Here is a 21,948-nt window from a genome sequence, read left to right as displayed (position 1 = left end):
TGACTTCGCCTCGTGGGGCGGAACATCGTCCGGGCAAGGGGGTCGACCGCCTGGAGAAACGGTAGGGAGAAGCGGTAGAAGGGGGCCATGGATCAAGACCGCAGAACCCCGGGTCGAGGACCGGCGCCCGCCGTCCTCCCCTTCGATCGCTTCCGGGACCACCTCTTCCACGAGCCCAGCCTCGGCCTCTGGCTGGACGTGAGCCGAATCCGTTTCGGAAGCGACTTTTTTACCACGATGGAACCGCGGATTCAGGCGGCGCTCGCCGAGATGGCGGCGCTCGAGGGCGGGAGCATCGCGAATCCTGACGAGGGCCGCCGGGTCGGCCACTACTGGCTGCGCGCGCCGGAGCTCGCGCCCGAGGCGGCGCTGCGCGCGGCGATCGAGGAGACGAACGCGCGGATCCTGAGCTTCGCCGCGGACGTTCACGCGGCGCGGGTCCGGCCGGAGCGGGCGGCCCGCTTCAGCAGGGTGCTCGTCGTCGGGATCGGCGGCTCGGCGCTCGGGCCTCAGTTCGTCGCCTCGGCGCTGGGGACGCCGGCCGATCGGATGCAGATCCATTTCTTCGACAACACGGATCCTGACGGGATCGATCGCACGCTGGACGCCATCGGGGACGATCTCGGCGCGACGCTCGCGGTGATCATCTCGAAGTCGGGCGGGACGAAGGAGACGCGCAACGGGATGCTCGAGCTCGAGGCGGCGTACCGTCGGCTCGGCCTCTCGCTCGGCGCGCACGCGGTCGCGGTGACGGGGGAGGGCAGCGAGCTCGACCGGTTTGCGACGAAGCACGGCTTCCTGGCCCGCTTCCCGATGTGGGACTGGGTCGGCGGTCGCACGAGCGAGCTGTCGGCGGTCGGCCTGCTACCCGCGGCGCTCCAGGGGCTGTCGATCGTCGAGATGCTGCAGGGCGCGCGCGAGACGGACGAGGTCACGCGCTCGAAGGAGGTCCCCCGGAACCCCGCGGCGCTGCTCGCGCTCGCCTGGTACTCGGCGACGGGCGGGGCGGGCCGGAAGGACATGGTGCTCTTGCCGTACAAGGACAGGCTCGAGCTCTTCTCGCGCTACCTCCAGCAGCTCGTGATGGAGTCGCTCGGCAAGCGGCTCGATCGGCAGGGCAAGGAGGTCTTCCAGGGCATCGCCGTGTACGGCAACAAGGGCTCGACGGATCAGCACGCGTACGTGCAGCAGCTCCGTGACGGGCTCGACAACTTCTTCGTCACGTTCATCGAGGTGCTGCGGGATCGCGCGCCGTCGCGCGGCGTGCTCGAGGTCGACCCCGGCGTCACGACCGGCGACTACCTCGACGGCTTCCTCCAGGGGACGCGCAAGGCGCTGACCGAGAGCGGGCGCGAGTCGATCACGCTCACGATCGACACGGTCGACGCGCGCGCGGTCGGCATGCTGATCGCGCTCTACGAGCGCGCGGTGGGCCTGTACGCGTCGCTCGTGGGCATCAACGCGTACCACCAGCCCGGCGTCGAGGCCGGCAAGAAGGCCGCGCAGGAGGTGCTCGACCTGCAGGCCAAGGTGCTCGCGGCGCTCGGCGCGAGCGCGGGCCGCGCGCTGTCGCTCGCGGAGGTCGCGAAGGCGGCGGGCGCGGACGACGTCGAGACGGTCTTCTGGATCCTGCGTCACCTCGCGGCGAACCCGGAGCGCGGCGTCGTGCGGGAGGTCCCGCAGGGCGGCTCGCCGTTCGACGCGAAGTACCGTCTGGCGCGCTGAGGGGGGCTCCCGCGCGGTGGGGGGCGCTGGCCGAGCTCGTTCGGCAAGGGCTCGAAGCCCGCCCCCCCACCATCGGTCACCAACGTGCACGTGCACGTGCACGTGCACGTGCACGTTTACGTGGTCGTGGTCGTGGTCGTTCACGGCCTATCGTTGACGACCACGACCACGACCACGACCACGTCCACGTAAACGTCCACGTAAACGTCCACGTAAACGTTCGGATGTGGGAGAACGCGGCGGGAAGCCTGGTTAACGCCTACGGGGGGCGTTTGCCGGCGAGCGCTGTCGATGGCCTGCGCGGGGAGGGCGACGGGGCCGACATGGGGGGTGCCTCACGGAGCAGGCCCCCGGGCATGTCGGACATGGGCGTGTGCCTCGCGGAGCAGGCCCCCGGGCATGTCGGACATGGGCGTGTGCCTCGCGGAGCAGGCCCCCGGGCATGTCGGACATGGGCGGGTGCCTCACGGAGCAGGCCCCCGGGCATGTCGGACATGGGCGGGTGCCTCGCGGAGCAGGCCCCGGGGCATGTCGGACATGGGCGTGTGCCTCGCGGAGCAGGCCCCCGGGCATGTCGGACATGGGCGGGTGCCTCGCGGAGCAGGCCCCCGGGCATGTCAGACATGGGCGGGTGCCTCGCGGAGCGGCCGTGGTCGTGTTTGATTGAAGCGCAATATCTGCAGTCGATTGGGACCTCCCCGCGTCCGGCTCGGCAGCTGGCTGCCCTCATGGCCGGCGCCGTCGCCACTGCCGCGCTCGTCACATGGCGCGGCGGGAGCTCGAATCCGATGGTGGCTCTCCGCCTCGGGGTGATCGGGATTGGCCTTCCAGTGGTTCTCTTCTCGGTGTCGTTCGTTGATGCGCTCGGCCACGCGAGAACCAGACAGGTGGTCCAGGTGACGAAGACGGCCGCCACAAGGAGCTTGGCTCTCGGATCGAGGTTGGAACTTGGCCCCGACAACCCCACACAAGGCGAACTCCGGAGCCTCTTCACGGCGCCATGCTCCCGCGAGAGAACCCCACCGCGAGCCGCCTCCGGTAAGGTCCCGCGCTTGCGCCCGATAGGCGAGCGGGGCTATGTTGAGGGGCTCAGAGCCCTCCGCTGCCGTCGAGGTGCGCGGGCCCCGTGACCACGCGTCGTGCAATCGCCCTGGCCCCTCTCCGTCATCGCCCTGTCGCCTTCCGCCTGCGGCGCCGTTCTGTGGCGCATGCGGGGCGCCGAGCGGCTCACCGTCCTCGTCAAGGCCACCTTTGCCCTCGTGCACGACAGGACCGCAGAGCTCGCCGCGCCTGCCGATCTGGTCCGCGCCGACCAGCTTCGGGAGGGGTGGGGCAGCCTCGAAGAGGCCAGTGAGATAGCACCCTACCTGCCGGGCGCCGGGATCGTCGTGCGCGGGCACGCCTGCGCGCCGGTGGGAACGACCGCCACGGCCCTCCCGGTGCGGGTCGCGCTCTTCCGCGATGGCCGCTGGATCCTCAACAAGGCGCTTCATGTCTTCGGCGACCGCACGCGAGAGGCGCCGAGCCCCCGCCCGTTCAGCCGGATGCCGCTCGTGTACGAGCGCGCGTTCGGCGGCCCACATCTCGATGTGAACCCGGTGGGCGTGGGCTCCGACGCGGTGCTGCCGAGCATCGTCGATCCGGGCGATCCGATGCGGCCGGCGGGCTTCGGCCCGATCGCGAGGCACTGGGCCCCGCGGCGGCATCTCCTCGCGCGGGATCAGGCGGCCGACCCGCTGGCGCTGGATCTCGACGGCAGCTTCGACTTCCGGTACTTCCACGCCGCGCCCGCGGATCAGCAGATCGACTTCCTCCGCGGCGACGAGTGGCTCTTCCTCGAGGGCCTGCACCCGCACTGGCCGTGGCTCCGGTCCAGCCTGCCTTCGGCCCGCGGGCTCGCGCGGCTCTATCGGGCCGGGCCGGAAGGAGAAGACCACGGGCAGGCGATCGAGCTCGTCGCCGACACGCTGACCGTCGACGCCGACCGGCTGCTCTGCTCCGTGGTCTGGCGAGGGAACGTGGCCCTGCTGGCAGGCGACACGCCGGCGCGCATGCGCGTGGTCGCGGGCGTCGAGGTGGCGGGGCAGCCCCTGGCATGGCCTTCCGCAGCGGCCGCGCCTCCGCCGTCCCGTCGCTGGCATGGAGCGCCTGGCCCCGTCGCGGGCGAGCGACCGATCGCCAGGACGCTGGCGGTCGAGGAGGACAACACGGTCGATGCCCGCAACAGCGGTCTCGTCGTGGACATGAAGATGAAGCCGCCGTTCGCGCTCGCCGCGCCCGGCAGCGGGCGTGCTTCCCCGGTGACAGCGATCCCGGGGGCGCCCTGGAGCGCCCGTCCGCAGCTGGCGCCGCCGCCTCCGCTGCCCGCCGTCATGGCGAGCGGCCCGACAAACCTCGATGCACCACCGCGGCTCGATGCGGTGCCCCTCGACCTCACGGTGACGGCGATCACCGAGAACACGGCCGCGCCTGTCGCTCCACCGCACGCCCTGACCGCGCCCGCCGCGCCCTGGTCCGCCGCGCCCTCGTCGTCGTCCGCCGCGCCCCCGTCGTCCGTCGCGCCCTCGTCGTCCGCCGCGCCCTCGTCGTCCGCCGCGCCCTCGTCGTCCGCCGCGCCCTGGTCCGCCGCGCCCTCCTCCGTCGCGCCCTCGTCGTCCGAGCCGGAGATCCGGGGCCTCCGCGCGACGCTGCTCGCCCGCCTCAGGAGCGGCCAGCCGCTCCACGACCTGGAGCTCGCGGGCGTCGAGCTCGACGGCATCGACTTCAGCGGCGCCTCGCTCGAGCGCCTGAACCTCGCCGGCTCGACGCTCACCCGATGCAACTTCGCGTCTGCGCGCCTCTCCGGGGCAAACATGAGCGGCACGGATCTGACGGACGCGAGCCTCCACTCGGCCGATCTGACGCGCGCCGATCTGTCCCGCGCCACGCTGGACCGCGCGCAGCTCTCCTCCGCGCTCCTCAAGGACGCCGACCTCGCCTTCGCGAAGGGGTCGCGCGCGCGCTTCGAGGACGCGTCGCTCGAGGGCGCCGACCTGCGGCAAGCGCGCCTGGTCGAGGCCGTCTTCGATCGGGCGTGCCTCGCGGACATCAACGGGACCAAGGCCGACATCTCGCGAGCGAGCCTCGCGGGAGCCAACCTCGCGGGCGCCGTCCTGCGCGCGGCGAAGCTGAAGGAGGCGAGCCTGCCGTGCGCCAACGTCGAGGGCGCCGATCTGCGCGACGCGGACCTCGCGGGCGCCAACGTCTATGGGGTCAAGCTCGCGAGCGCGAAATCGAGCGGCGCTATCCTGCGCGCGCTCGTCGAGATCCCACCCGCCGACGCCGGCATCGACGGCTCTTCGGCAGGTTGACCACCTGACGAATTCTGCCTAGTTCTATCAGCGAGCTCTCGGGACGACCGGCGAACGATTCACCTGGTGGCATCGGGCGCGCGTCCTCCAACAACGCAGGGAAGGCCATGGACGACCTCATCAAGATCTCATCGGGCGTGCTCCCCAGCTCCACGCGCGTCGTCGGATTTCGGGGCGTCGAGGCCATCTCGCGCCCGTATCAGATCGAGATCTTCCTCCTGCTCCAGGGCGAGGACGCGGAGTCCCTGGACCTGCCCGATGCCGTCGGCGCCAAGGCGTCGCTCGTGCTCGACTGGCCCAAAGACAACGTCCCGCCCTTCGTCTTCGCCGGCGTCCTCGCGACCGTGGGCGTGCTCCACGAGCTGGACGGGCGCTCGCTCCTCCGGGCGGTGCTGGTCCCGAAGCTCTGGCTGCTCGGCCTCTCCAGGCGCAGCCGCATCTTCACCAGGCTGTCGCTGCCCGACGTCATGAAGGCCGTCCTCGAGGAGAACGGCATCGGACCTGACGAGTACGAGATGCGCCTCGGCAGCTACGAGGTCGAGGAACACATCTGCCAGTACCGGGAGAGCGATCTCGACTTCCTGGCGCGGTGGATGGAGCGCGAAGGCATCTTCTACTTCTTCGAGCACACGCCCGACGGCGACAAGGTCGTCTTCTGCGACGCGAAGTCGTACGAGGAGGACCCGATCGGCGAGCCCGTCCGGTACCACCCGCAGCTGGGGTACGACGCGAGCGCGGGGATGTCGCTCCGCACGTTCACCAGCCAGCACACGACCCTGCCGGCGGTGATCAAGCTCAAGGATTACGACTATGCGCGGCCCAACCTGAGCGTCGCCGGGTCGGCGCGCGTATCGCCGAACGGCGCGGGCGAGGTGAGCCTGTACGGCGAGCGCTTCTTCACGCCGGCCGCGGGCGATCGGCTCGCGAAGATCCGGGCCGAGGAGCTGCTCGCGCGGCAGGTGCTGTACCAGGGGGCGGGCACGCGGCTGCACCTCCGGCCCGGCACCACGTTCGAGCTCGACGAGCACCCGCGCGCGGCGTTCAACGCGAAGCACCTCACCATCGAGGCGCACCATCACGGCAACCAGCTGGCCGGGGCCACCGGGTACCGCGAGCTGCTCGATCTGCCCCACGAGGAGACCTATTTCGTCGAGATCACCGCCATCCCCGCGAAGACGCAGCTCCGCGCGGAGTCCCGCACGCCCTGGCCCCGCATCTACGGATACGAGAACGGCACCGTCGACGGTCCGGCCGAGAGCGAGTACGCCCAGATCGACGATCTCGGCCGCTACAACGTGAAGTTCAAGTTCGACGAGAGCAACCTGAAGAGCGGGAAGGCCTCGACGTTCGTGCGCATGATGCAGCCGCACGGCGGCGGCATCGAGGGCTTTCATTTCCCGCTCCGCAGGGGCACGGAGGTGGTGCTCAGCTTCCTCGGCGGCGACCCCGACCGGCCGGTGATCGCGGGCGTGGTGCCGAACGCGCTCACGCCGAGCCCGGTCACGAGCGGCAACTACACGAAGAACGTCCTCCAGACGGGCGGGCGGAACCGGCTCGAGCTCGAGGACAAGACAGGGCAGCAGCGCGTCACCCTCTCGACGCCGTACTCGAACACGTACCTTCGCATGGGCGCGCCGAACGACGATCACGAGCTCATCGTGAAGACGGACGACAACACGCTGCTCGACGCGGGCAAGAACTTCGACCAGACCGTGGGCCTGAACGGCGGCGGCTCCTGGGTCGCCACCATCAAGGACAACTGGATCACCCACGTGCAGTCCGGGATCCACGAGCTCTTCGTCGACGCCAACACCTCGTACACCGAGGTCAAGGGCGACACGGCGCTCCACGTGCTCAGCGGCAACCTCTTCACCGACGTCGACACGGGCGTGATGACCACCACGGTGAAGGGAGACACCACGACGACGGTGAAGACCGGCAATTACACGGTCAACGTCGAGGCCGGGGACACCCTCGTCGACACGAAGGCCGGGACAACGACCGTCAAGAGCAAGGGCAAGATGACGCTCGAGACGCAGGACCAGTGCGAGGTCAGCGTCAAGAGCAACATGATCCAGACGGTCGACGGCAACCTGATGGGGCAGATCAAGGGCGCCGAGGAGCTCAAGACGTACGGTCCGTTCAAGAAGCTCTTCGTCTCGAACAACGTCAACGTGACGGTCGGCATGAAGTCCGACACGTTCCTCGGCCTCTCGAACACCAACGCCGTCGGCGCCACCGTCGCCACCTTCATCGGCGCGAAGGCGACGCTGGAGCTCTCGGCCGCTCTCACCGCGACCTACGCGGCCAAGCTCGACATCACGGGCGGCGTGGCGCTGGCGTTCAAATGGGGCGCCTCGCTCGCGATCAACAGCGCCGTCGAGGTCACGGTGAAGCCCGTCTCCATCCAGTCAGGCGCGGCGAAGATCTCCCAGCTGCCGACGCGGCTCGCGATGACCGCGCTGCGTTATCACCTCTCCGGCGTCCATGTGCTCAGCTGAGAGCGTGAGCAAGGTCATCTTGTCCAGGATCCCAGCCTCGACCGCCGGCGCCCGCGGCCAGGCCGCAGCTCAGCACCCGTGAGCCCGAAGGGGAGATCGCGCAGCGACATGGGTACGATCATCTTCCTCTCTGCCATCCTCGTGCCGCTCCTCGTCCTCGCGGCCATCCTCTTCTTCGTCTTCCGCCGGGAAGGCGCCCAGCTCGGCGCGGTGAAGGAGCGCATGACGGAGCTCGCCGCGAGGGCGGCACGCGCGAGCCGCTCTGAGGCCACGGTGGTGTCGAGCCGGACCCTCGGCACCTTCGAAGACGGCGCCATGGCCTTCGTCGAGCTCCGGCTGGAGGTGCAGCCGCCCGGCGGGGCCGCGTACATCGCGAGGACGGAGTGGGAGCTGAACATCAGCTCGCTGTCGATGGCGGAGCCGGGAAAGCGCGTCGCCGTCAAGATCGATGGTGACGACCCCGAGCTCGTTTATCCTGACGTGAGCTGGGCCAACCTGTCTCGCACGTACATCGCGCGCGGCGCGGCGGGCAATCGCGCCGGTCGCGTCCAATGAGCGCCCGCCCGGCCTGAGCGACCCTTATCCCCCATGCGTGTCATCAAACCTCAGCGTCTCTCCGTCCTGCAGCGCGTGTTCGAGCTGAAGCAGCAGCGCTTCCTCGCGCTCGGCCTCACGGCGTACCTCCCGCTCGACGCTCCGGAGCTGCCGCTCCCGGAGATCGCGATGTGGCAGGAGATCCCGAAGCAGCTCGGCAAGGACGTCGCGCTCGACGAGGGGCTGCCGAAGCCGCGGGGCGAGGTCCTCGCCTTCGGCAAGGCGTTCGCGGCGGGCGGCACCCCGCGCCCGGCGTTCCGGGCCCGCGTCCAGGTCGGCCCGATCGACAAGGCCGTGTATGTCGTCGGCAGGCGCCGCTGGGAGCGCGGCGTGCCGAGCGAGCCCGAGCCCCTGACCGAGCTCGCCCTCGGCTGGGACAAGGCCTTCGGCGGGCCGGGCTTCGCCCCGAACCCGATCGGGACGGGGGCGGCCCCGGCCGAGGAGGACGGGAAGAGCTACCACCCGCTCCCGCAGCTCGAGCACCCGAAGCACCTCATCACCTCGCCAGGCGACAGGCCGCCTCCCGCGGCGTTCGGGCCCCTCGACCCCACCTGGCCCGAGCGCCACGCGAAGCTCGGGACGTACGACGCGGCGTGGCTCGAGAGCGACTTCCCGGGCTTCGCCCGCGATCTCGACCCGGAGTACTTCATGGTGGCGCCGCCCGATCAGCGCCTGCCCGGCTTCTTCCAGGGCGGGGAGCCGATCGCGCTCGAGCAGCTCCACCCCGAGCAGGCCACGCTGACGGGCCGCGTGACCGAGCTCGTCGCGCGTTGCTTCGTGACGCGGGCCTCGCGCGAGGACGCGCTCGAGGAGATCGGGACGAGGCTCGAGACGCTCGTGCTCCTGCCCAACATCCGCCGCATGATCGCGATCTTCCGGGGCGTCGCGCGCGTCGAGGAGGACGACGCCCGCGACGTGAAGTGCCTGCTCGCCGCGCTCGAGCGCCGCGGCGCCCCCCGGCCGAAGGAGCACTACGACGCCGTCCTGGCGCAGCGCCTCGACAAGAAGAAGGGGCACCTCGTCGCCCTCCGCGATCGCGATCTGCTCCCGGACCCCGACCCCGACGCCCCCGCGCTGCCGGACGAGAAGATCAGCGACATGGACGAGCTCCTGCGCCGCGAGGGCGTGCTGGAGCGGCGGTCGCGCGAGCGGGCGCAGCGGGAGCTCGACAGCGCCCGCATGTCGGTGCGGGTGCTCGGGATCGATCCGGACGAGAAGGGCATTCCGCGCGAGCTGCCGCCGCCGGAGGCGCCGCCGAAGCTCGACGAGCTGCCCGAGTACATGGAGCGGGTCGAGGCGGAGGCCGCCCGCCTCGAGGCCGAGGCGAAGGTCAGGCAGGCCGAGGCCCTCGATCAGGCGCGCCAGAACCTCGCCGAGCATGGCATCGACATCGACGAGGTCATCGAGAAATCGAAGCGCGAGGCAGGCGGGCCGCCCAGGTTTCGCGCGGACGAGCACCTCGCCCGCATGCGAGAGACCGCCCAGATCGGCCGCGACCTCGGCGCCCCGATGGACGAGCTGGAGGCCCAGATCGAGGATCCGGCCTTCGTCGCGAGGCTCCGCAAGCTCGAGGAGGCGCAGCTCCTCGCCTACAGGCAGGCCGCGCACCACATGGCGCCCGCGGCGCTCCCGGACGACGCCGCGCAGCGCGACCTCCGCGGGCGCGTGGAGGCGGCGGTCGCGTCGGGGGGCCCGATGGCGGGCTGGGACCTCACCGGCGCCGACCTCCGCGGGCTCGACCTGTCCGGGGCCGTCCTGCGGGAGGCGCTCCTCGAGCGCGCGGACCTGCGCGGGTGCGCGCTCGCCGGCGCGGATCTGTCGGGCGCCGTGCTGGTGCGCGCCTGCCTCGAGGGCGCCCGGCTCGAGGGCGTCCGCCTCGAGGGCGCGAACCTCGGCGAGGTCGCGGCGCGCGGGGCCGACTTCGGCGGCGCGCGCCTCGCCAAGGCGATCCTGCAGCGCGGCGAGCTCGAGGGCGCGCGCTTCGCCGGCGCCGACCTCCGCGGCGCCGACCTGTTCGAGGCGCGCCTCGCGCGCGGCGACCTCGCGGGCGCGCTCGCGGACGAGGTCCTCTTCTACGAGTGCGACCTCGAGGGGGCGCGGCTGGATCGCGCAAGTCTTCGGAAAGCCACATTTTTCCGGTGTCGCATGGCCGGCGTGAGCCTCGCGGAGGCCGTGATCGAGGGCGCGGCGCTCGTCGAGGCGGCCGCCGAGGGCGCTTGCTTTCGAGCCGCCCGCGCGAACAACCTGCGCCTCGTGCTCGCGTGCCAGCTCGGCGGGGCCGATTTCTCGGGGGCGGAGCTCGCCCTCGCGACGATGCGCGGCGCCTCGCTGAAGGGCGCCGGGCTCGCGCGCGTCCGGGCCGACGGCTGCGATCTCAGCGAGTCGGACTTGCGGGAGGCCCGCCTCGCGGGCGCGAGCCTGCAAGGGGCGCGGCTGATGCGCGCGGATCTCGGCGACGCCGAGCTGTCGGACGCGAACCTGATGGAGGCGATGCTGCAAGGCGCGAAGGTCCACGGTGCGTCGTTCCTCCGGGCCAACCTGTTCCGCGCGAACCTGATGGGCACCGAGGGCGACGCGCGCACGAGCTTCAAGGACGCTCACGTCGTCCAGACGTTGTTCCCGAGGCGAAAGCGATGACCAAGGACGATCTCCTCGCCCGCGTCGCGAGCGCGGATCCGGTAGCCGACGAGGATCTCGCGGGCATGGACCTCCGCGGCGCCGATCTCTCCGGAGCCGTCTTCGAGCGCGTCTCGTTCCGGGGCGCCGACCTGACGGGCGCGCGGCTCCACGAGTCCATCTTCTCGGATTGTCGGTTCGAGGGGGCGCAGCTCGCGGGGGCGCGCCTCCGCCACGGCACGTGGGACCGGTGCACGTTCCTCGCGGCCGACCTGCGTGAGGCCGATCTGGTCGCCGCCAGCCTTGTCGAGTGCGATCTGTCGCGCTCCTCGCTCGACGGCGCCGACCTGACCATCGCGAGCCTGATCAAGCCGCGCCTCGAGGAGGCGAGCCTGAAGGGGGCGAACCTCGACCGCGCCGCGCTCGTCGACGCCGACGCCCCGCGGGTGAGCTTCGAGGGCGCGAACCTCGTGCAGACGGTGCTCCTCAAGGCGGACCTGTCGACGGCGCGCCTGCGCGGCGCGCGCCTCGAGAAGGCGATGCTGATCGGGGGCAAGCTCGCCGGCCAGGATCTCTCGGGGATGGATCTCACGCTCGCGCAGCTCATGGAGGTCGACCTCGGCGGCTGCGACCTCCGGGGCGCGCGGATGGTGCAGACGAATTTCAAGGGGGCTTCCCTCGCGGGCGCGCGCCTCGACGAGGCGAGCCTCGAGCGGGCCCTCTTCGCGGAGGCCTGTCTGTCGGACGCGACGCTCAGGAAGGCGAAGGTCGATCAGGCGCTCTTCGTGAAGGCGCGGCTCGAGGGCGCGAGCCTCGAGGGCGCGAGCGCGCGCCAGGCCATCTTCAAGCACGCGAGCTGCGCCCGCGCGACGTTCGCCGGCGCCGACCTGACGTACGCCGATTTCTCGTACGCGGACCTCGCGGGCGCCGACTTCTCGCACTGCACGCTGTTCCGCGCGCGGTTCCACCGGACGCGGGAGCAGGACACTCGATTCACGAACCGATCCGCGGCGCTCGGCGACGACGAGGAGCTCAGCAAGGCGGAGCGGCGCACGGAGGGCCGATGAGCTCGGCGCGGAGGTACCGATGAGAGACAATCTGGCAAGAAAGCTGGCGTGGCCTGCGCAGGAGGTCGCGATCGTGGTGGGCGTCTCGGGTCGCAGCCTGCGTGTCAGGTCGAGCTCGGGCGAGGTGGAGGCGCGGCGGGCCGCCAGCTGTCTTCTCGAGCCCGCCCTCGGCGATGAGGTGCTCGTCGCGCACCACGAGCGCGGCTCGCACGTGCTCGCGGTGCTCGAGCGAGACGACGCGGCGCCGGCGCGGCTCTCGGCCGAGGGCGACCTGGAGATCGCCGCCGCGTCGGGCAGGGTCTCGGTGAGCGGGCGCGACGGGGTCGATGTGATCACGCCTGCCGAGGCCACGATCGCGGCGGGCTCCGCGCGCCTCTCGGCGGCGCGCGCCGAGGCGGTGGTCGGGGTCCTGAGCCTCCTCGGCGACAGCCTCACGGCGAAGGTCGACCGCATCAAGACCGTGGCGCAGTCGGTGGAGACGGTCGCCGAGCGCCTCGTCCAGCGGCTCGACAGGGCCTACCGCTTCATCGCGCGGTCCGAGACGGTGCGCGCCGAGTACCTGGAGCTCGAGGCGCGGGCCGCGTTCCACGTCAAGGCGGAGACGACGCTCGTGAACAGCGGCGGGCTGACCAAGATCGACGGTTCCCAGATCCACCTTGGCTGAGAGGGCGAGATGTTCGCGAACACGCAGATGATGGGCATGTCTCTCGGCGCACCCGACGTGTGCCTCACGCCGATGCCGGCCCCGACCCCGGTCCCGTACCCGAACATCGCGATGCAGCCGATGGGCATCCCGGCCGCGTACAACGTGCTGTTCATGTGCACGCCGGCGCACAACCTGGCGACCACCGTGCCGCTCACGAACGGCGACAATCCCGGCGTCGCCCTCGGGGTCGCCTCGGGCATGGTGATGGGCCCGTCGCGGCATGTCACGGCGTCGTTTACCGTGCTCGCCGGCGGCATCCCGGCCACGCGACTGACCAGCATGACGATCACGAACTCGACGAACTGCCCGGCCGTATCGATCGTCCCGAGCCAGGTCAAGGTGCTCCTCCTCGCGCCGTGAGGGACCATAGCAGGCACCGCCTGGCGCTCATCACGAGCCGCTATGCGGCGCGGCAGCAAGAGAAGCTCGCGGGCGATCGCCGGGCCTTCGACGACGCCTTCCGGGCGGTGAGCGGCGAGGTGATAAGGCCGGTCCTCGAGGAGATCGCCTCCGAGCTCCGCTCCGCCGGCCACGTTCCGCGCATCGCGCTCGATGAGGAGCCCGAGGCGCCGAGCATCGCGCTCGAGCTCGGGATCCGGGGAGCGAGCGCCTCACCGGGGGCGGACCGCATCGCCTTCTCGGTCATCCAGCGGCGCGAGGCGCCGGAGGTCCTCGCCTATCTCATCGTGAGGCCGCCGCCGATGGATCTCCTGCGCTTCGCGAGCCCCGCCGAGATCACCGCATACCAGGTGGAGCAGCTCGTGATCGACGCGATAGAGCACATCTTCGCGTGCCGCTCCGTGTGATGCGCCCGGCCGTGCACGGTGATCGGCTCGGCCGCGCACCCGACCAGAGCAAGCAAGCTCGCACAAAGCAGCGCGCCGGGGCTCGAGGAGCCGTCGGGGATAGAAGAGAGCGCCTGAGGCCCGCCGCGGGCCTCAGGCGCGCGCGGGTGTCAATGCTTCGCGTGGCCTACCAGCCCGACGGTGTGGTTACCGCGGAAGAGGCTGAAGCTGTCGACGGAGGGGCTGCCGACCACCACGTCGGGGATGTGCCGCAACGGATTGCCCATATGCTGGTTGAACTGGTCGCTGGTCACGTCGCTGTCGCCCATGCCGTTGATGCTGCCAGCGGCCAGCGCGTAGCCGAAGCGGCTGAAGGGCTGGGCGGTCGCCCCCGTGATGTCGCTCTGCTGCAAGATCTGCAGCGCCTGGAGGTTGGCGATCCCCCCGCGGAAGACCGAGATGGCCCCGGCGCGGTCATTCTCCCCGGGCGCCCCGATGATGAGCTCGTGCTGGGTCGTGGACGGCTCGACGTTGGCCGCGACCAGGGCGAAGCCGAACTCGTCCCCTGGCTCCTGCGCTCCATTCTGCAAGATGGTCTGCTTGAGATGGAAGGCGTTCGGATCGGCGAAGACGAGCTCCTTCCGGAAGATGTACACCGCACCGGTGCTATTTTGCGTCCCCGGAGCGCCGATGGCGATCTCGTCGGGGCCGTCTTCGCGGAAATTGGCGACGGCGAGCGACGCGCCGAAATTGCGGGTCGCGGCCTCGGGGGCGGCCACGCTCTCCCAGTGCGTGACCATCGGCGCTGAGAGGTTGGACGCCGCAGCCGGGGCCGCGCCGTTGAAGACGTCGACCTGTCCGTGCGCGCTGCTCGCGTAGGGCGAGCCGACGACGAGCTCGAGTTCGGTGTCGTCGTCGACGTTGCCGATGGCGAGGGCGAAGCCGAACTGGTCGCCATTGGCAGAGCCCGTGATCCTCTGCGTGCGATGCTTCGGGCTGCCGCTCGTGGGGTTGGTCTGGCCGAACAGGTAGACGGCCCCGCGCGAGGAAGCCTCTCCCGGCGCGCTGATCGCCAGGGCGAGGCCCCAGGCCGGATCGATCGCGCCGGAGGCCGTGCGCGCCCGGCCGAAGTCGCCCGCGGCGAGGCCGTAGCCGAAATAAGAGTTGGCGCGCACGACACCCAGGCCCTGCGTCTTCTGCGTGTACGTGCGGAAGGCTTGCAGCTTGCCGGCGTCGTCGGGGCGCAGCACGGCGACCGCGCCCGCGTTCGCGAGGCCATCGACGGCCTCGTACGGGGCACCGACGATGAGCTCTGCCCTGCCGTCCTTGTCGATGTCCGCCGCGGCCATCGTCCACCCGAAGCGATCGTTCACCCGGGAAACCCAGCCGATGTCGCCCTGGGTGATGGTCTGCCAGGGATAAAGCCCCCGGCTCGTGCCCTTGTAGACACGGACCTCGCCCGCGGCGCCGGCGCCGTTCACCGCCTTGAACGGCAGACCCGTCGCGACGTCGGCGTACCCGTCGCCGTCGAAATCGCCGACGGCGACCGACACGCCCGCGTAGTCCCCGTCGGCGACCGGGAACGGCTCGGAGTACATATAGTACATCGAGTTGATGTCCTCTCGAGACATCACCGTATTCCGCCCGATCAGCGAACCGTCTTTCTTCACGATCGTGGCGCAGGCGGTCCCGCTGCCATCCGGGACGTTGCACCAGGCCGGCGGGGTGCTAGCGCACCACGCCCCCGTCCTGTAGTGCATGATGCTCGCGTAATCGTAGACGCCCGACGTAAAGGTGTTGTCCTTGGTATCGTAGTTGTGATCTTTATCGCTGTCGATGCAGTCCCAGTTGATCGTCACGTACTTCTCGCGATCCGATCGGGATTGCTCGTGGTACATCCCGAGGGCGTGCAGCATCTCGTGGGTCACGAGCGACTCTGACGGTACGCTGAAGATCGTGATGTCCTGCTCGCCCTCATCCCAGCCGGTATCTTCGGATTCGCCCCCCGTGTCGCCGAACCCCTGGATGAAGCGAACATAGTCGTCCTGACCGGCATCACAGCGCACGTGCGTGAAGTCGATGGGCAGCCTCCGCTCCATGTTCTCGATGGCGCTGTGCACCGTCGGCACCCAGGCGGGCGGGAAGTCCGCGTCGAAGCAGTACGGGACCTTCCCGTCCGGCCAGAACCAGTTCGCATCGACGCGCACCAGAGGCGCTCTGGCGCCGGCGACATCTTCGGAGGCCTCCGGCGGGTCGGCCTCGGCTTCACTGGGTCCGGTATCTACAGCGCATGCGGACAGCGCGCACACGGCGGTCAGGGAGAGGGCGGACAAAGCACGTTCGAATCGAAGCATGGTGGTAACCTCTTCTGAGAAGCAACACAATGGCAGGTTGGGTCGGTCGGGCGTCTCGCTCGCGAGCACGAGGAGCATCTCGGCGGACGTCCAGCGAGCGGGCGGATGCTCCGCCGCGAGGGCCGGACTTTCGTCATGACGCCGGCGAGATCTCGTTCGCTCCGGCGACCGCTGATGCAGCCGGCGTGCCGTCGCCGTCCACACGGTATCGATCCGCGATCGAGGGCAGAATCGGCGGGAACGCCGCATCAACCCAGGTTGCGCGGGGCTCGGGGGAGGTGGTTTTCAGCGTGATGCTCGGCTCGCGGAGCGTGACATGTCACGGTCACCGCGTGACATGTCACGGTCACCGCGTGACATGTCACGGTCACCGCGTGACATGTCATGCTCGCTGCGTGACACCGCCACAACCGTGCTCCGGACCGCTCCAGGGCTTTTGGCGCACGCGACGCTCGCCGTGGCCACCGACGCGATCAACCCATGGACCGCGAGGCCGACGCCTACCCGCTTCTGTGCGCCATGGTCGAGCAGGGCCACCGCTTCGTCGTGCGCATGGCGCGCGATCGGAACGTGTCGGAGCTGGCCGAGGACGAGGAAGAAATGCTCGACGACGGCGCACGGCTGCGGCTGAGCGAGGCGCTGGTCGAGCTGCCGATCCGGCTCAGTCGCGAGGTCGTGCTCACCCAACGCCGCGCCGGACCGGTACCTGCGAGCAAGCGCGCGCACCCCGAGCGCTCGGAGCGGATGGCCACGCTGGGCGTCGGCGCCCGGCGCCTGGCGCTGCGCAGTCCGTACTACCTGCCCGAGCTGGCCGAAGAGCTCGCGGTCAACGTCGTGGTGGTGCAGGAGATCGACACGCCAGCGGGCGAAGAGCCGGTGGCGTGGGTGCTGGCGACCAACGAGCCCGTCGACACGCCCAACCAGGGGAGCGGGCTTCAGCTTCTCTCGCTAGCTCAGGCGAGCTCGAACCTCAGAAGCTCACGCGCAGGGTCGCGCCCGTGGGGCCGACGGTGAGCTCGGGGGCCTGGATCGACATCTTGCGCGGGATGTCGTCGCGCACCCAGACCCGCTGGTTGCTGACGAGGCCTGCGACGAGCAGCACGAAGCCGGTCACCTGCGTGGCCCCGTCGAAGAGGAGGAGGGCGGCGGCGAGCCGGCCGGCGTCGCGGTCGGCGTCGACCTCCTCGCCCGTGCCGAGCGTGATGAACGGGCCGCCCACGGGCACGAGCATCGGCGAGTAGCTGACGGCGTCGCTGCCTCCCTCGCTGAGGATGCTCCCCGCCGTCAGCGCCGAGAGCGCCCACGCGCTGGCGAGGACGATCGACCCCGCGACCACCAGCCCGCGGTTCATCTGCGTCTCGATGCGATAGCCCGCCGGCCGGATCCCGCCTTCCGTGAAGGTCAACGTCCGCGGCATGCCGAGGACGACGGACGGCGCGTACGGCACGTAGCCTGGCGGCACGTGGTCAGGCGGCGGCGCGTATCCAGGCGGCAGCGCATAGCCGGGCGGCGCATAGCCGGGCGGCGCATAGCCGGGTGGCGCGCCGGCAGGGGACGGCGCGTAGCCAGACGGCGCCGCGCTCTGCGCGGACGGGGGGGCGTCGTTCTCCGCCGCGGCCGGCGCTGCGAGCGCGAGCGCGCCAAACAGCGCGGCCATCGAGAGGACGGTGCGGATCGCGGTCACGTGCGTCTCCCTTCGGGGTGAGGGCTGTCGGCGCAGGGGCACGAGCTCAGAATCTCCATCGGAGGCTACCGGAGGACCCGCCGATCGAGACCTCTGGCCAGCGGGACGCAGCGTGCCCAGGGTCGCGTGAGCTCACCGTGAACTGGCGCTCGAGGTAGACGTCCTCGTTCGCGAGACCGGCGGCGTACAGGATGAGCCCGCCCACCTGGGTCACGGCGTCCACCGTGAGCCAGAAGATGCCCGCGCCCTCCGCTTCCAGGGTCCCGATCGCGATCATCGGGCCGGCGAACGGGATGAGCAGCGGCCCGAACTCGTCGAACTCGTCGTCGTCGAACGACGCGATGCCTGCGACCGTGAACGTGAGCGCGTACGGGATCCCGAACGTGAGCAGCCCCGCCGTGGCGAGCTTGCGGTCCGCCCTGGTCCGGATCGCGTAGCCGCGCGGGATCGGGTCCCCCTCTTCGTACTCGATGGTCCGTGGGTTGGCCCACGGCGGGAGCGGCGGCGCCGGCAGGTAGTAGCCCTGCGGGATGGGCACCAGCGCGCCGCCCGCCGGAGCGATCGGGGCGGGCGCCAGAGCGATCGGGGCGGGCGCCGGAGCGACAGGGGCGGGCGCCGGAGCGACAGGGGCGGGCGCCGGAGCGACAGGGGCGGGCGCCGGAGCGACAGGGGCGGGCGCCGGAGCGACAGGGGCGGGCGCCGGAGCGATCGGGGCACCCGCTGCCGCGGGCGTCGTGCCTGGCGCGGCGGGCCTCGCCGCGTCGCCGCGCGCCGGTTTCGGCGGCGCGGCCTGCGCCTGCGCGGCCGCCGGCACGGCGAGCCCGAGCAGCGCCGCGAGCACCGTTGCGGCCTGCACGCCGCGAACGCGCGGCGCTGCGTCGCGGCGCAGCGGTACGATACTCCCTTTCGTTTGCCCGATCGGCATGCCGGCTCCCGTCGCGCTCGCGCGACGACTCCAAGGAACTGTGGGTGGCTTCGATGCAGCGAGGCCAGGATACGCAGACCGTTCACGAACTCAATCCGCCCGCACGGTGCGGGCGGGCGCCGCGCTGGGAGCCCCGGCGCCGGCGAGCCGGTCGCCCGCTCCGGCCGCACGATGGGCCACCTCTCGGCCATGCGCTGCACGCCGGAGGAGGCGCTCGTCGTCGCGAAGCCCCCGATGCCCCGCCCCTCGGCGCATGCCGGGCTGCCGCTCCCCGGGCCCCGACGGCGCCCTCGCGCCCCTCGCTCGCCAGCGCGAGACCCGCCATCGCCGAGCGTGGTCTGCGCGCGCGCGGCGCCGTCGCCCCGCCGCCACGAGTCATGTGCCGCCGGCGACGCGCGGTCGAGCCGTGCACCTGGGACAACCCTGACAGGTAAGGACCGTAGCGAGTGGACCCCTGGGACAACCACGATGCGTAAGGGGCATGGCAAGTGGACGCCTGGGATAACCCTGACAGGTAAAGACTGTATGTCTCTCACCTGCTCTGGCTCAGCTCGCCACCGCCTCATCGGGCGCTACGCTGTTGTCTGAACAAGGGTGATGTCGCAGCCGCCCCCATGGCGAGCTCGGCAGAACCATGGCCTTCCATGACATGGCGGCGACGACCGCCAGCGGAGGAGCGAAGCGATGACAAGGACCTCATTCGTGGTGTTGGCGTGCGCGGCTGCCGCGCTGAGCAGCGCGTCGTGCGAAGGGACGGACAAGGGCAATCGGGCCACGGGCGGCGGCGATACGGGCAGCGGCGCTGCCGGCGGCGGCGGTACGGGCAGCGGCACCACCGGCAGCGGCGATGGGAGCGGCGGCGCTACCGGCGGCGGCCCCACGTCAGGGACCGGTGCGCAGCCAGGGGCCGGCGAGCAGCTCTCCGTCGACGCGCAGGGCGGGACCTTCACGGCGGACGACGGCTTCACCATCGAGGTGCCGCCGGGCGCCGTGAACGAGAACACGGTGATCACCATCCAGCGCATCGACGAGGCCCCCGAGGGCGCGGTGGGGCCCATGTACGTCCTCGGCCCGGAGGGCCTGACGTTCGAGCGGCCGATCACGCTCACGCTGCCGATCACCGTCGAGCTCAGGGCGGAGCTGGGCGAAAGCGCGGTCCTCGGCGCCTATGGCTTCACCGCGCAGCCGGGCTCGGACGATTTCGCGCCGCTCGCGCGGCACGACGTCTCGAGGGACAGCGTCGTCACGGAGACCGACCGCCTCTCGAGGATCTATCCAGGCATGATCCTGGCGACCCCGATGGCAAGCCTGCACCGCTACCCGAGCGCGCTGGCCGCCGACGAGTCCTTCCTCTACTTCGCGAGCGGCGGCACCGAGGATGTCGCGACCGGGGACAACAACGACGGATTCATCTACCGCGTGAGGCTGGGCACCGCGGAGGCAGAGGCGATGATCCCCGCCGATCCCGATCCCAAGGCGCTGTGGGTCAACGACTCCCACGTGTACTGGGCGAGCGGCGGTGATGACGACCCGGTGATCCCCTCGGCGCTCCGGCGCGTCGACAAGGCGACCCTGGAGGTGGAGACGCTGGCCCAGATCGGCTATGTCGTGAGCGTCATCGGCGACGCGTCGGCCATCTACTTCGGCGACGGCGATGGAGAGAACCTCTTCACGATGCCGCTCGACGGCGGCGAGCCGGTCGTCCTCGCGTCCGGCGCCGGGAGACCCGCGTACCTCGCGCAGGACGCGCAGAACCTCTACTGGACCGGCGGCGCGGCGACCAACAAGGTCTACAAGGTGGCGAAGGCGGGCGGGGAGGTGACCGTCATCGCCGACAACGAGGCCGAGCCGGCCGGGATCGCGGTGGACGCGGCGTTCGTCTACTGGGCCAACGCCGGCGACGGCGGCGTGTTCAAGGCGCCCATCGCCGGAGGACAGAAGACCTTGATCTACAGGGGGGACTCGATGGCGGGGCTGGCCCTCCGGGGCTCGACGCTGTTCTCGACGGACACGCGCGGGAACCGCAGCGTCAACGCGCACGATCTCGAGAGCAACAGGACCGTCCTGCTGGCGTTCGGACAGCCCGTCCCCTGGCGTGTCATCGCCCCGGAGGGGCAGGGCGTGTTCTGGTCCAACGCCGGCGACTACCGCTACCAGGGGCAAGTCGCGTCCTACCTCGCTCCCTGATCGTCCGTGTTCCGGCGGTGACCGCGAGGGCGCGCCCGCGTGGCTCGCCCTCGTGGTCGCCGTGGTCAGGGGCCGAACGCCGCGACGAAGACGTCCTCGTCCCCTGTCAGCGGGCCGGAGCCGAGGTCGAGGGTGCCCGTGAACGTCGCTGTGGCCAGCACGCGATCGCGCGGATCGACGACGATGCTGAAGGGTCGCTCGGTGTCGAACCCCTCGACCCACAGCACGTGCCCGCCGGCGTCGAGCTTCACCAGGAAGGTGCGCGCGCTGTAGCTCGACGGGTTGTATCCTGACGGGAAGGGGATCCCATCGAAGTCGAGCGTCGCCGAGACGTCGGCGACGAGCACCCCGGAGGCCACCACGTTCGCCTGGCTGTCGACGTCGATCGAGGTGATGACAACCCTGCTCTCCGGCGCGCTGAAGCCCCTGCTCCAGACGGTGTTCCCGGCCGCGTCGAGCTTCGCGAGGAACGCGGCATCATAGCCCTCGTTGATGATCGGCCCCGTGCCGAGGTCGATGGTGACGCCCGTCTGCCCGACCAGGACCACGTTGCCCGCGGGGTCCGCCTCGACGTCCTGGATGACGCTGGACGTGTCTCCGAACGTCCTGCTCCAGACATGGTTGCCCGCGGGATCCAGCTTCGCGACGAAGACTCGAGGGCCCGGGAGCGGCCCATCGCCCAGATCCGCGCCGGTCCCCACGGATCCTCCGAAGATCACGTTGCCGATCGGGTCCGTCGTGAGGGCGACCGAGCTGTCGCTGAACTCGCTCCCGACGCCCTTGCTCCAGAGGGTGTTGCCGGCCGGATCCAGCTTGAACAGGAAGATGTCCTGCGCGCCCGCGCTGCTCACCGGCCCCGCGCCGAAGTCGACCGTCCCCTCGAACGAGCCGAGGACGACCACGTTGTCCTCGCCGTCGACCGACAGGCCATAGACGTCTTGATAGGCCGGATCGCCGAAATGGCGGACCCACGCGGGGTCCCCTGCCGGGTCCGTCCTCATGACGTAGATGTCGCTCAGCCCGGCGCTGGGGATCGGCCCGGCGCCGACATCCAGCGAGTCGACATAGCCTCCCGCGTTCACAAGGCTCCCGTCGGAGAGCGCGGCGATCTTCGCGCCGAACTCGTCCCCAGGGCCGCCGTAGCGCCTCGCCCAGACGAGCTCGCCGTCCGGATCGAGCTTCGCGATCAGCACATCGCGCTGCCCCGCGCTCGTGAGCGGACCCCCGCCGAGGTCGGCCGTACCGCTGAGCTGGCCAGTGAGGAGGACATTGCTGGCCCCGTCGGCGTTGATGCTCGCGAACGACGCTTCGCCGGGAAAGCTCACGCTCCAGAGCGGTGCGCCCGGCTCCACGCAGGCCCCGTGTCCGTCGCACACCTCGCCCTCGCCGCAGCGATTTCGACCCCGCGACGGCGGCGGTCCATACGGCGTGGGCGCATGGACGCATGCCCACCT

At 70.9% G+C, this 21,948-nt stretch carries 15 protein-coding genes; 11 read left to right on the top strand and 4 right to left on the bottom strand.

The genetic code is table 11. From position 1 onward, the window contains the following. The first annotated feature begins 87 nt into the window (after positions 1-87). The 9 genes from WMF34_RS29310 to WMF34_RS29270 all read left to right on the top strand — a co-directional run bounded on the left by WMF34_RS29310 (position 88) and on the right by WMF34_RS29270 (position 13,365). Positions 88-1,725: a glucose-6-phosphate isomerase gene (locus WMF34_RS29310; RefSeq protein ID WP_437989868.1), complete on the top strand. Its 1,638-nt coding sequence runs from the start codon at positions 88-90 to the stop codon at positions 1,723-1,725. A 1,139-nt stretch (positions 1,726-2,864) separates the two neighbouring features. After that, positions 2,865-5,075: a DUF2169 family type VI secretion system accessory protein gene (locus WMF34_RS29305; RefSeq protein ID WP_437989867.1), complete on the top strand. Its 2,211-nt coding sequence runs from the start codon at positions 2,865-2,867 to the stop codon at positions 5,073-5,075. A 107-nt stretch (positions 5,076-5,182) separates the two neighbouring features. Continuing rightward, positions 5,183-7,576 carry a type VI secretion system Vgr family protein gene (locus tag WMF34_RS29300; RefSeq protein ID WP_437989866.1) on the top strand — a complete coding sequence of 798 codons (2,394 nt, stop codon included), beginning with the start codon at positions 5,183-5,185 and terminating at the stop codon, positions 7,574-7,576. A 108-nt stretch (positions 7,577-7,684) separates the two neighbouring features. Next, complete coding sequence (locus WMF34_RS29295; RefSeq protein WP_012238294.1) at positions 7,685-8,131, top strand: hypothetical protein; 447 nt, start codon at positions 7,685-7,687, stop codon at positions 8,129-8,131. Between the two features lie 33 nt (positions 8,132-8,164). Next, on the top strand, positions 8,165-10,807 hold the full coding sequence (locus WMF34_RS29290; RefSeq protein ID WP_437989865.1) for a DUF2169 family type VI secretion system accessory protein: 2,643 nt from the start codon (positions 8,165-8,167) through the stop codon (positions 10,805-10,807). Next, positions 10,804-11,853, top strand: a complete 1,050-nt coding sequence (locus tag WMF34_RS29285) for a pentapeptide repeat-containing protein (protein WP_012238292.1) — start codon at positions 10,804-10,806, stop codon at positions 11,851-11,853. The genes WMF34_RS29290 and WMF34_RS29285 overlap by 4 nt, the downstream gene beginning before the upstream one ends. A 19-nt stretch (positions 11,854-11,872) precedes the next feature. After that, positions 11,873-12,517, top strand: coding sequence for a DUF3540 domain-containing protein (locus WMF34_RS29280; protein WP_012238291.1), 645 nt, complete (start codon positions 11,873-11,875; stop codon positions 12,515-12,517). 9 nt (positions 12,518-12,526) lie between these two features. Continuing rightward, positions 12,527-12,919: a DUF4150 domain-containing protein gene (locus WMF34_RS29275; RefSeq protein ID WP_012238290.1), complete on the top strand. Its 393-nt coding sequence runs from the start codon at positions 12,527-12,529 to the stop codon at positions 12,917-12,919. Beyond that, entirely contained in the window at positions 12,916-13,365 is a 450-nt protein-coding gene (locus tag WMF34_RS29270) for a hypothetical protein (protein WP_437989864.1), read from the top strand. Before WMF34_RS29275 ends, WMF34_RS29270 begins: the two co-directional genes overlap by 4 nt. Positions 13,366-13,514: 149 nt before the next feature. Here the strand turns inward: WMF34_RS29270 and WMF34_RS29265 are convergent, their stop codons facing one another. After that, on the bottom strand, positions 13,515-15,698 hold the full coding sequence (locus tag WMF34_RS29265; protein ID WP_437989863.1) for a M12 family metallopeptidase: 2,184 nt from the start codon (positions 15,696-15,698) through the stop codon (positions 13,515-13,517). A gap of 480 nt (positions 15,699-16,178) precedes the next feature. On the opposite strand from WMF34_RS29265, the gene WMF34_RS29260 reads away from it, so the two are divergent. After that, a complete protein-coding gene (locus WMF34_RS29260; RefSeq protein ID WP_437989862.1) occupies positions 16,179-16,712 on the top strand; it encodes a hypothetical protein in 534 nt (177 codons plus the stop codon). Here WMF34_RS29260 and WMF34_RS29255 read toward each other — a convergent pair. Continuing rightward, positions 16,669-17,382, bottom strand: a complete 714-nt coding sequence (locus tag WMF34_RS29255; RefSeq protein WP_437989861.1) for a hypothetical protein — start codon at positions 17,380-17,382, stop codon at positions 16,669-16,671. The genes WMF34_RS29260 and WMF34_RS29255 overlap by 44 nt on opposite strands. Positions 17,383-17,428: 46 nt before the next feature. Next, positions 17,429-18,238 (bottom strand): hypothetical protein, encoded by an 810-nt coding sequence (locus WMF34_RS29250; protein ID WP_437989860.1) that lies wholly within the window; start codon positions 18,236-18,238, stop codon positions 17,429-17,431. Positions 18,239-18,991: 753 nt separating this feature from the next. Here WMF34_RS29250 and WMF34_RS29245 point away from each other — a divergent pair. Further along, positions 18,992-20,494: a DUF5050 domain-containing protein gene (locus WMF34_RS29245; protein ID WP_437989859.1), complete on the top strand. Its 1,503-nt coding sequence runs from the start codon at positions 18,992-18,994 to the stop codon at positions 20,492-20,494. Positions 20,495-20,559: 65 nt separating this feature from the next. On the opposite strand, the gene WMF34_RS29240 is transcribed toward WMF34_RS29245, so the two are convergent. Further along, positions 20,560-21,870 (bottom strand): hypothetical protein, encoded by a 1,311-nt coding sequence (locus WMF34_RS29240; RefSeq protein WP_437989858.1) that lies wholly within the window; start codon positions 21,868-21,870, stop codon positions 20,560-20,562. Positions 21,871-21,948 lie beyond the last annotated feature (78 nt).

This window comes from Sorangium sp. So ce145, from assembly GCF_051525985.1.
Taxonomy (GTDB): Bacteria; Myxococcota_A; Polyangia; order Polyangiales; family Polyangiaceae; genus Sorangium; species Sorangium cellulosum_B.
The sequence above is the reverse complement of the archived record's forward strand: the minus strand, read 5'-3'. Positions and strand labels throughout refer to the sequence as shown.

Excerpts from the sequence above, each read along its gene's own strand:
- WMF34_RS29310 (WP_437989868.1), top strand. The coding sequence starts at position 88 with ATGGATCAAGACCGCAGAACCCCGGGTCGAGGACCGGCGCCCGCCGTC.
- WMF34_RS29275 (WP_012238290.1), top strand. The coding sequence starts at position 12,527 with ATGTTCGCGAACACGCAGATGATGGGCATGTCTCTCGGCGCACCCGAC.
- WMF34_RS29300 (WP_437989866.1), top strand. The coding sequence starts at position 5,183 with ATGGACGACCTCATCAAGATCTCATCGGGCGTGCTCCCCAGCTCCACG.
- WMF34_RS29260 (WP_437989862.1), top strand. The coding sequence starts at position 16,179 with ATGGACCGCGAGGCCGACGCCTACCCGCTTCTGTGCGCCATGGTCGAG.
- WMF34_RS29290 (WP_437989865.1), top strand. The coding sequence starts at position 8,165 with ATGCGTGTCATCAAACCTCAGCGTCTCTCCGTCCTGCAGCGCGTGTTC.
- WMF34_RS29245 (WP_437989859.1), top strand. The coding sequence starts at position 18,992 with ATGACAAGGACCTCATTCGTGGTGTTGGCGTGCGCGGCTGCCGCGCTG.
- WMF34_RS29265 (WP_437989863.1), bottom strand. The coding sequence starts at position 15,698 with ATGCTTCGATTCGAACGTGCTTTGTCCGCCCTCTCCCTGACCGCCGTG.
- WMF34_RS29295 (WP_012238294.1), top strand. The coding sequence starts at position 7,685 with ATGGGTACGATCATCTTCCTCTCTGCCATCCTCGTGCCGCTCCTCGTC.
- WMF34_RS29285 (WP_012238292.1), top strand. The coding sequence starts at position 10,804 with ATGACCAAGGACGATCTCCTCGCCCGCGTCGCGAGCGCGGATCCGGTA.
- WMF34_RS29280 (WP_012238291.1), top strand. The coding sequence starts at position 11,873 with ATGAGAGACAATCTGGCAAGAAAGCTGGCGTGGCCTGCGCAGGAGGTC.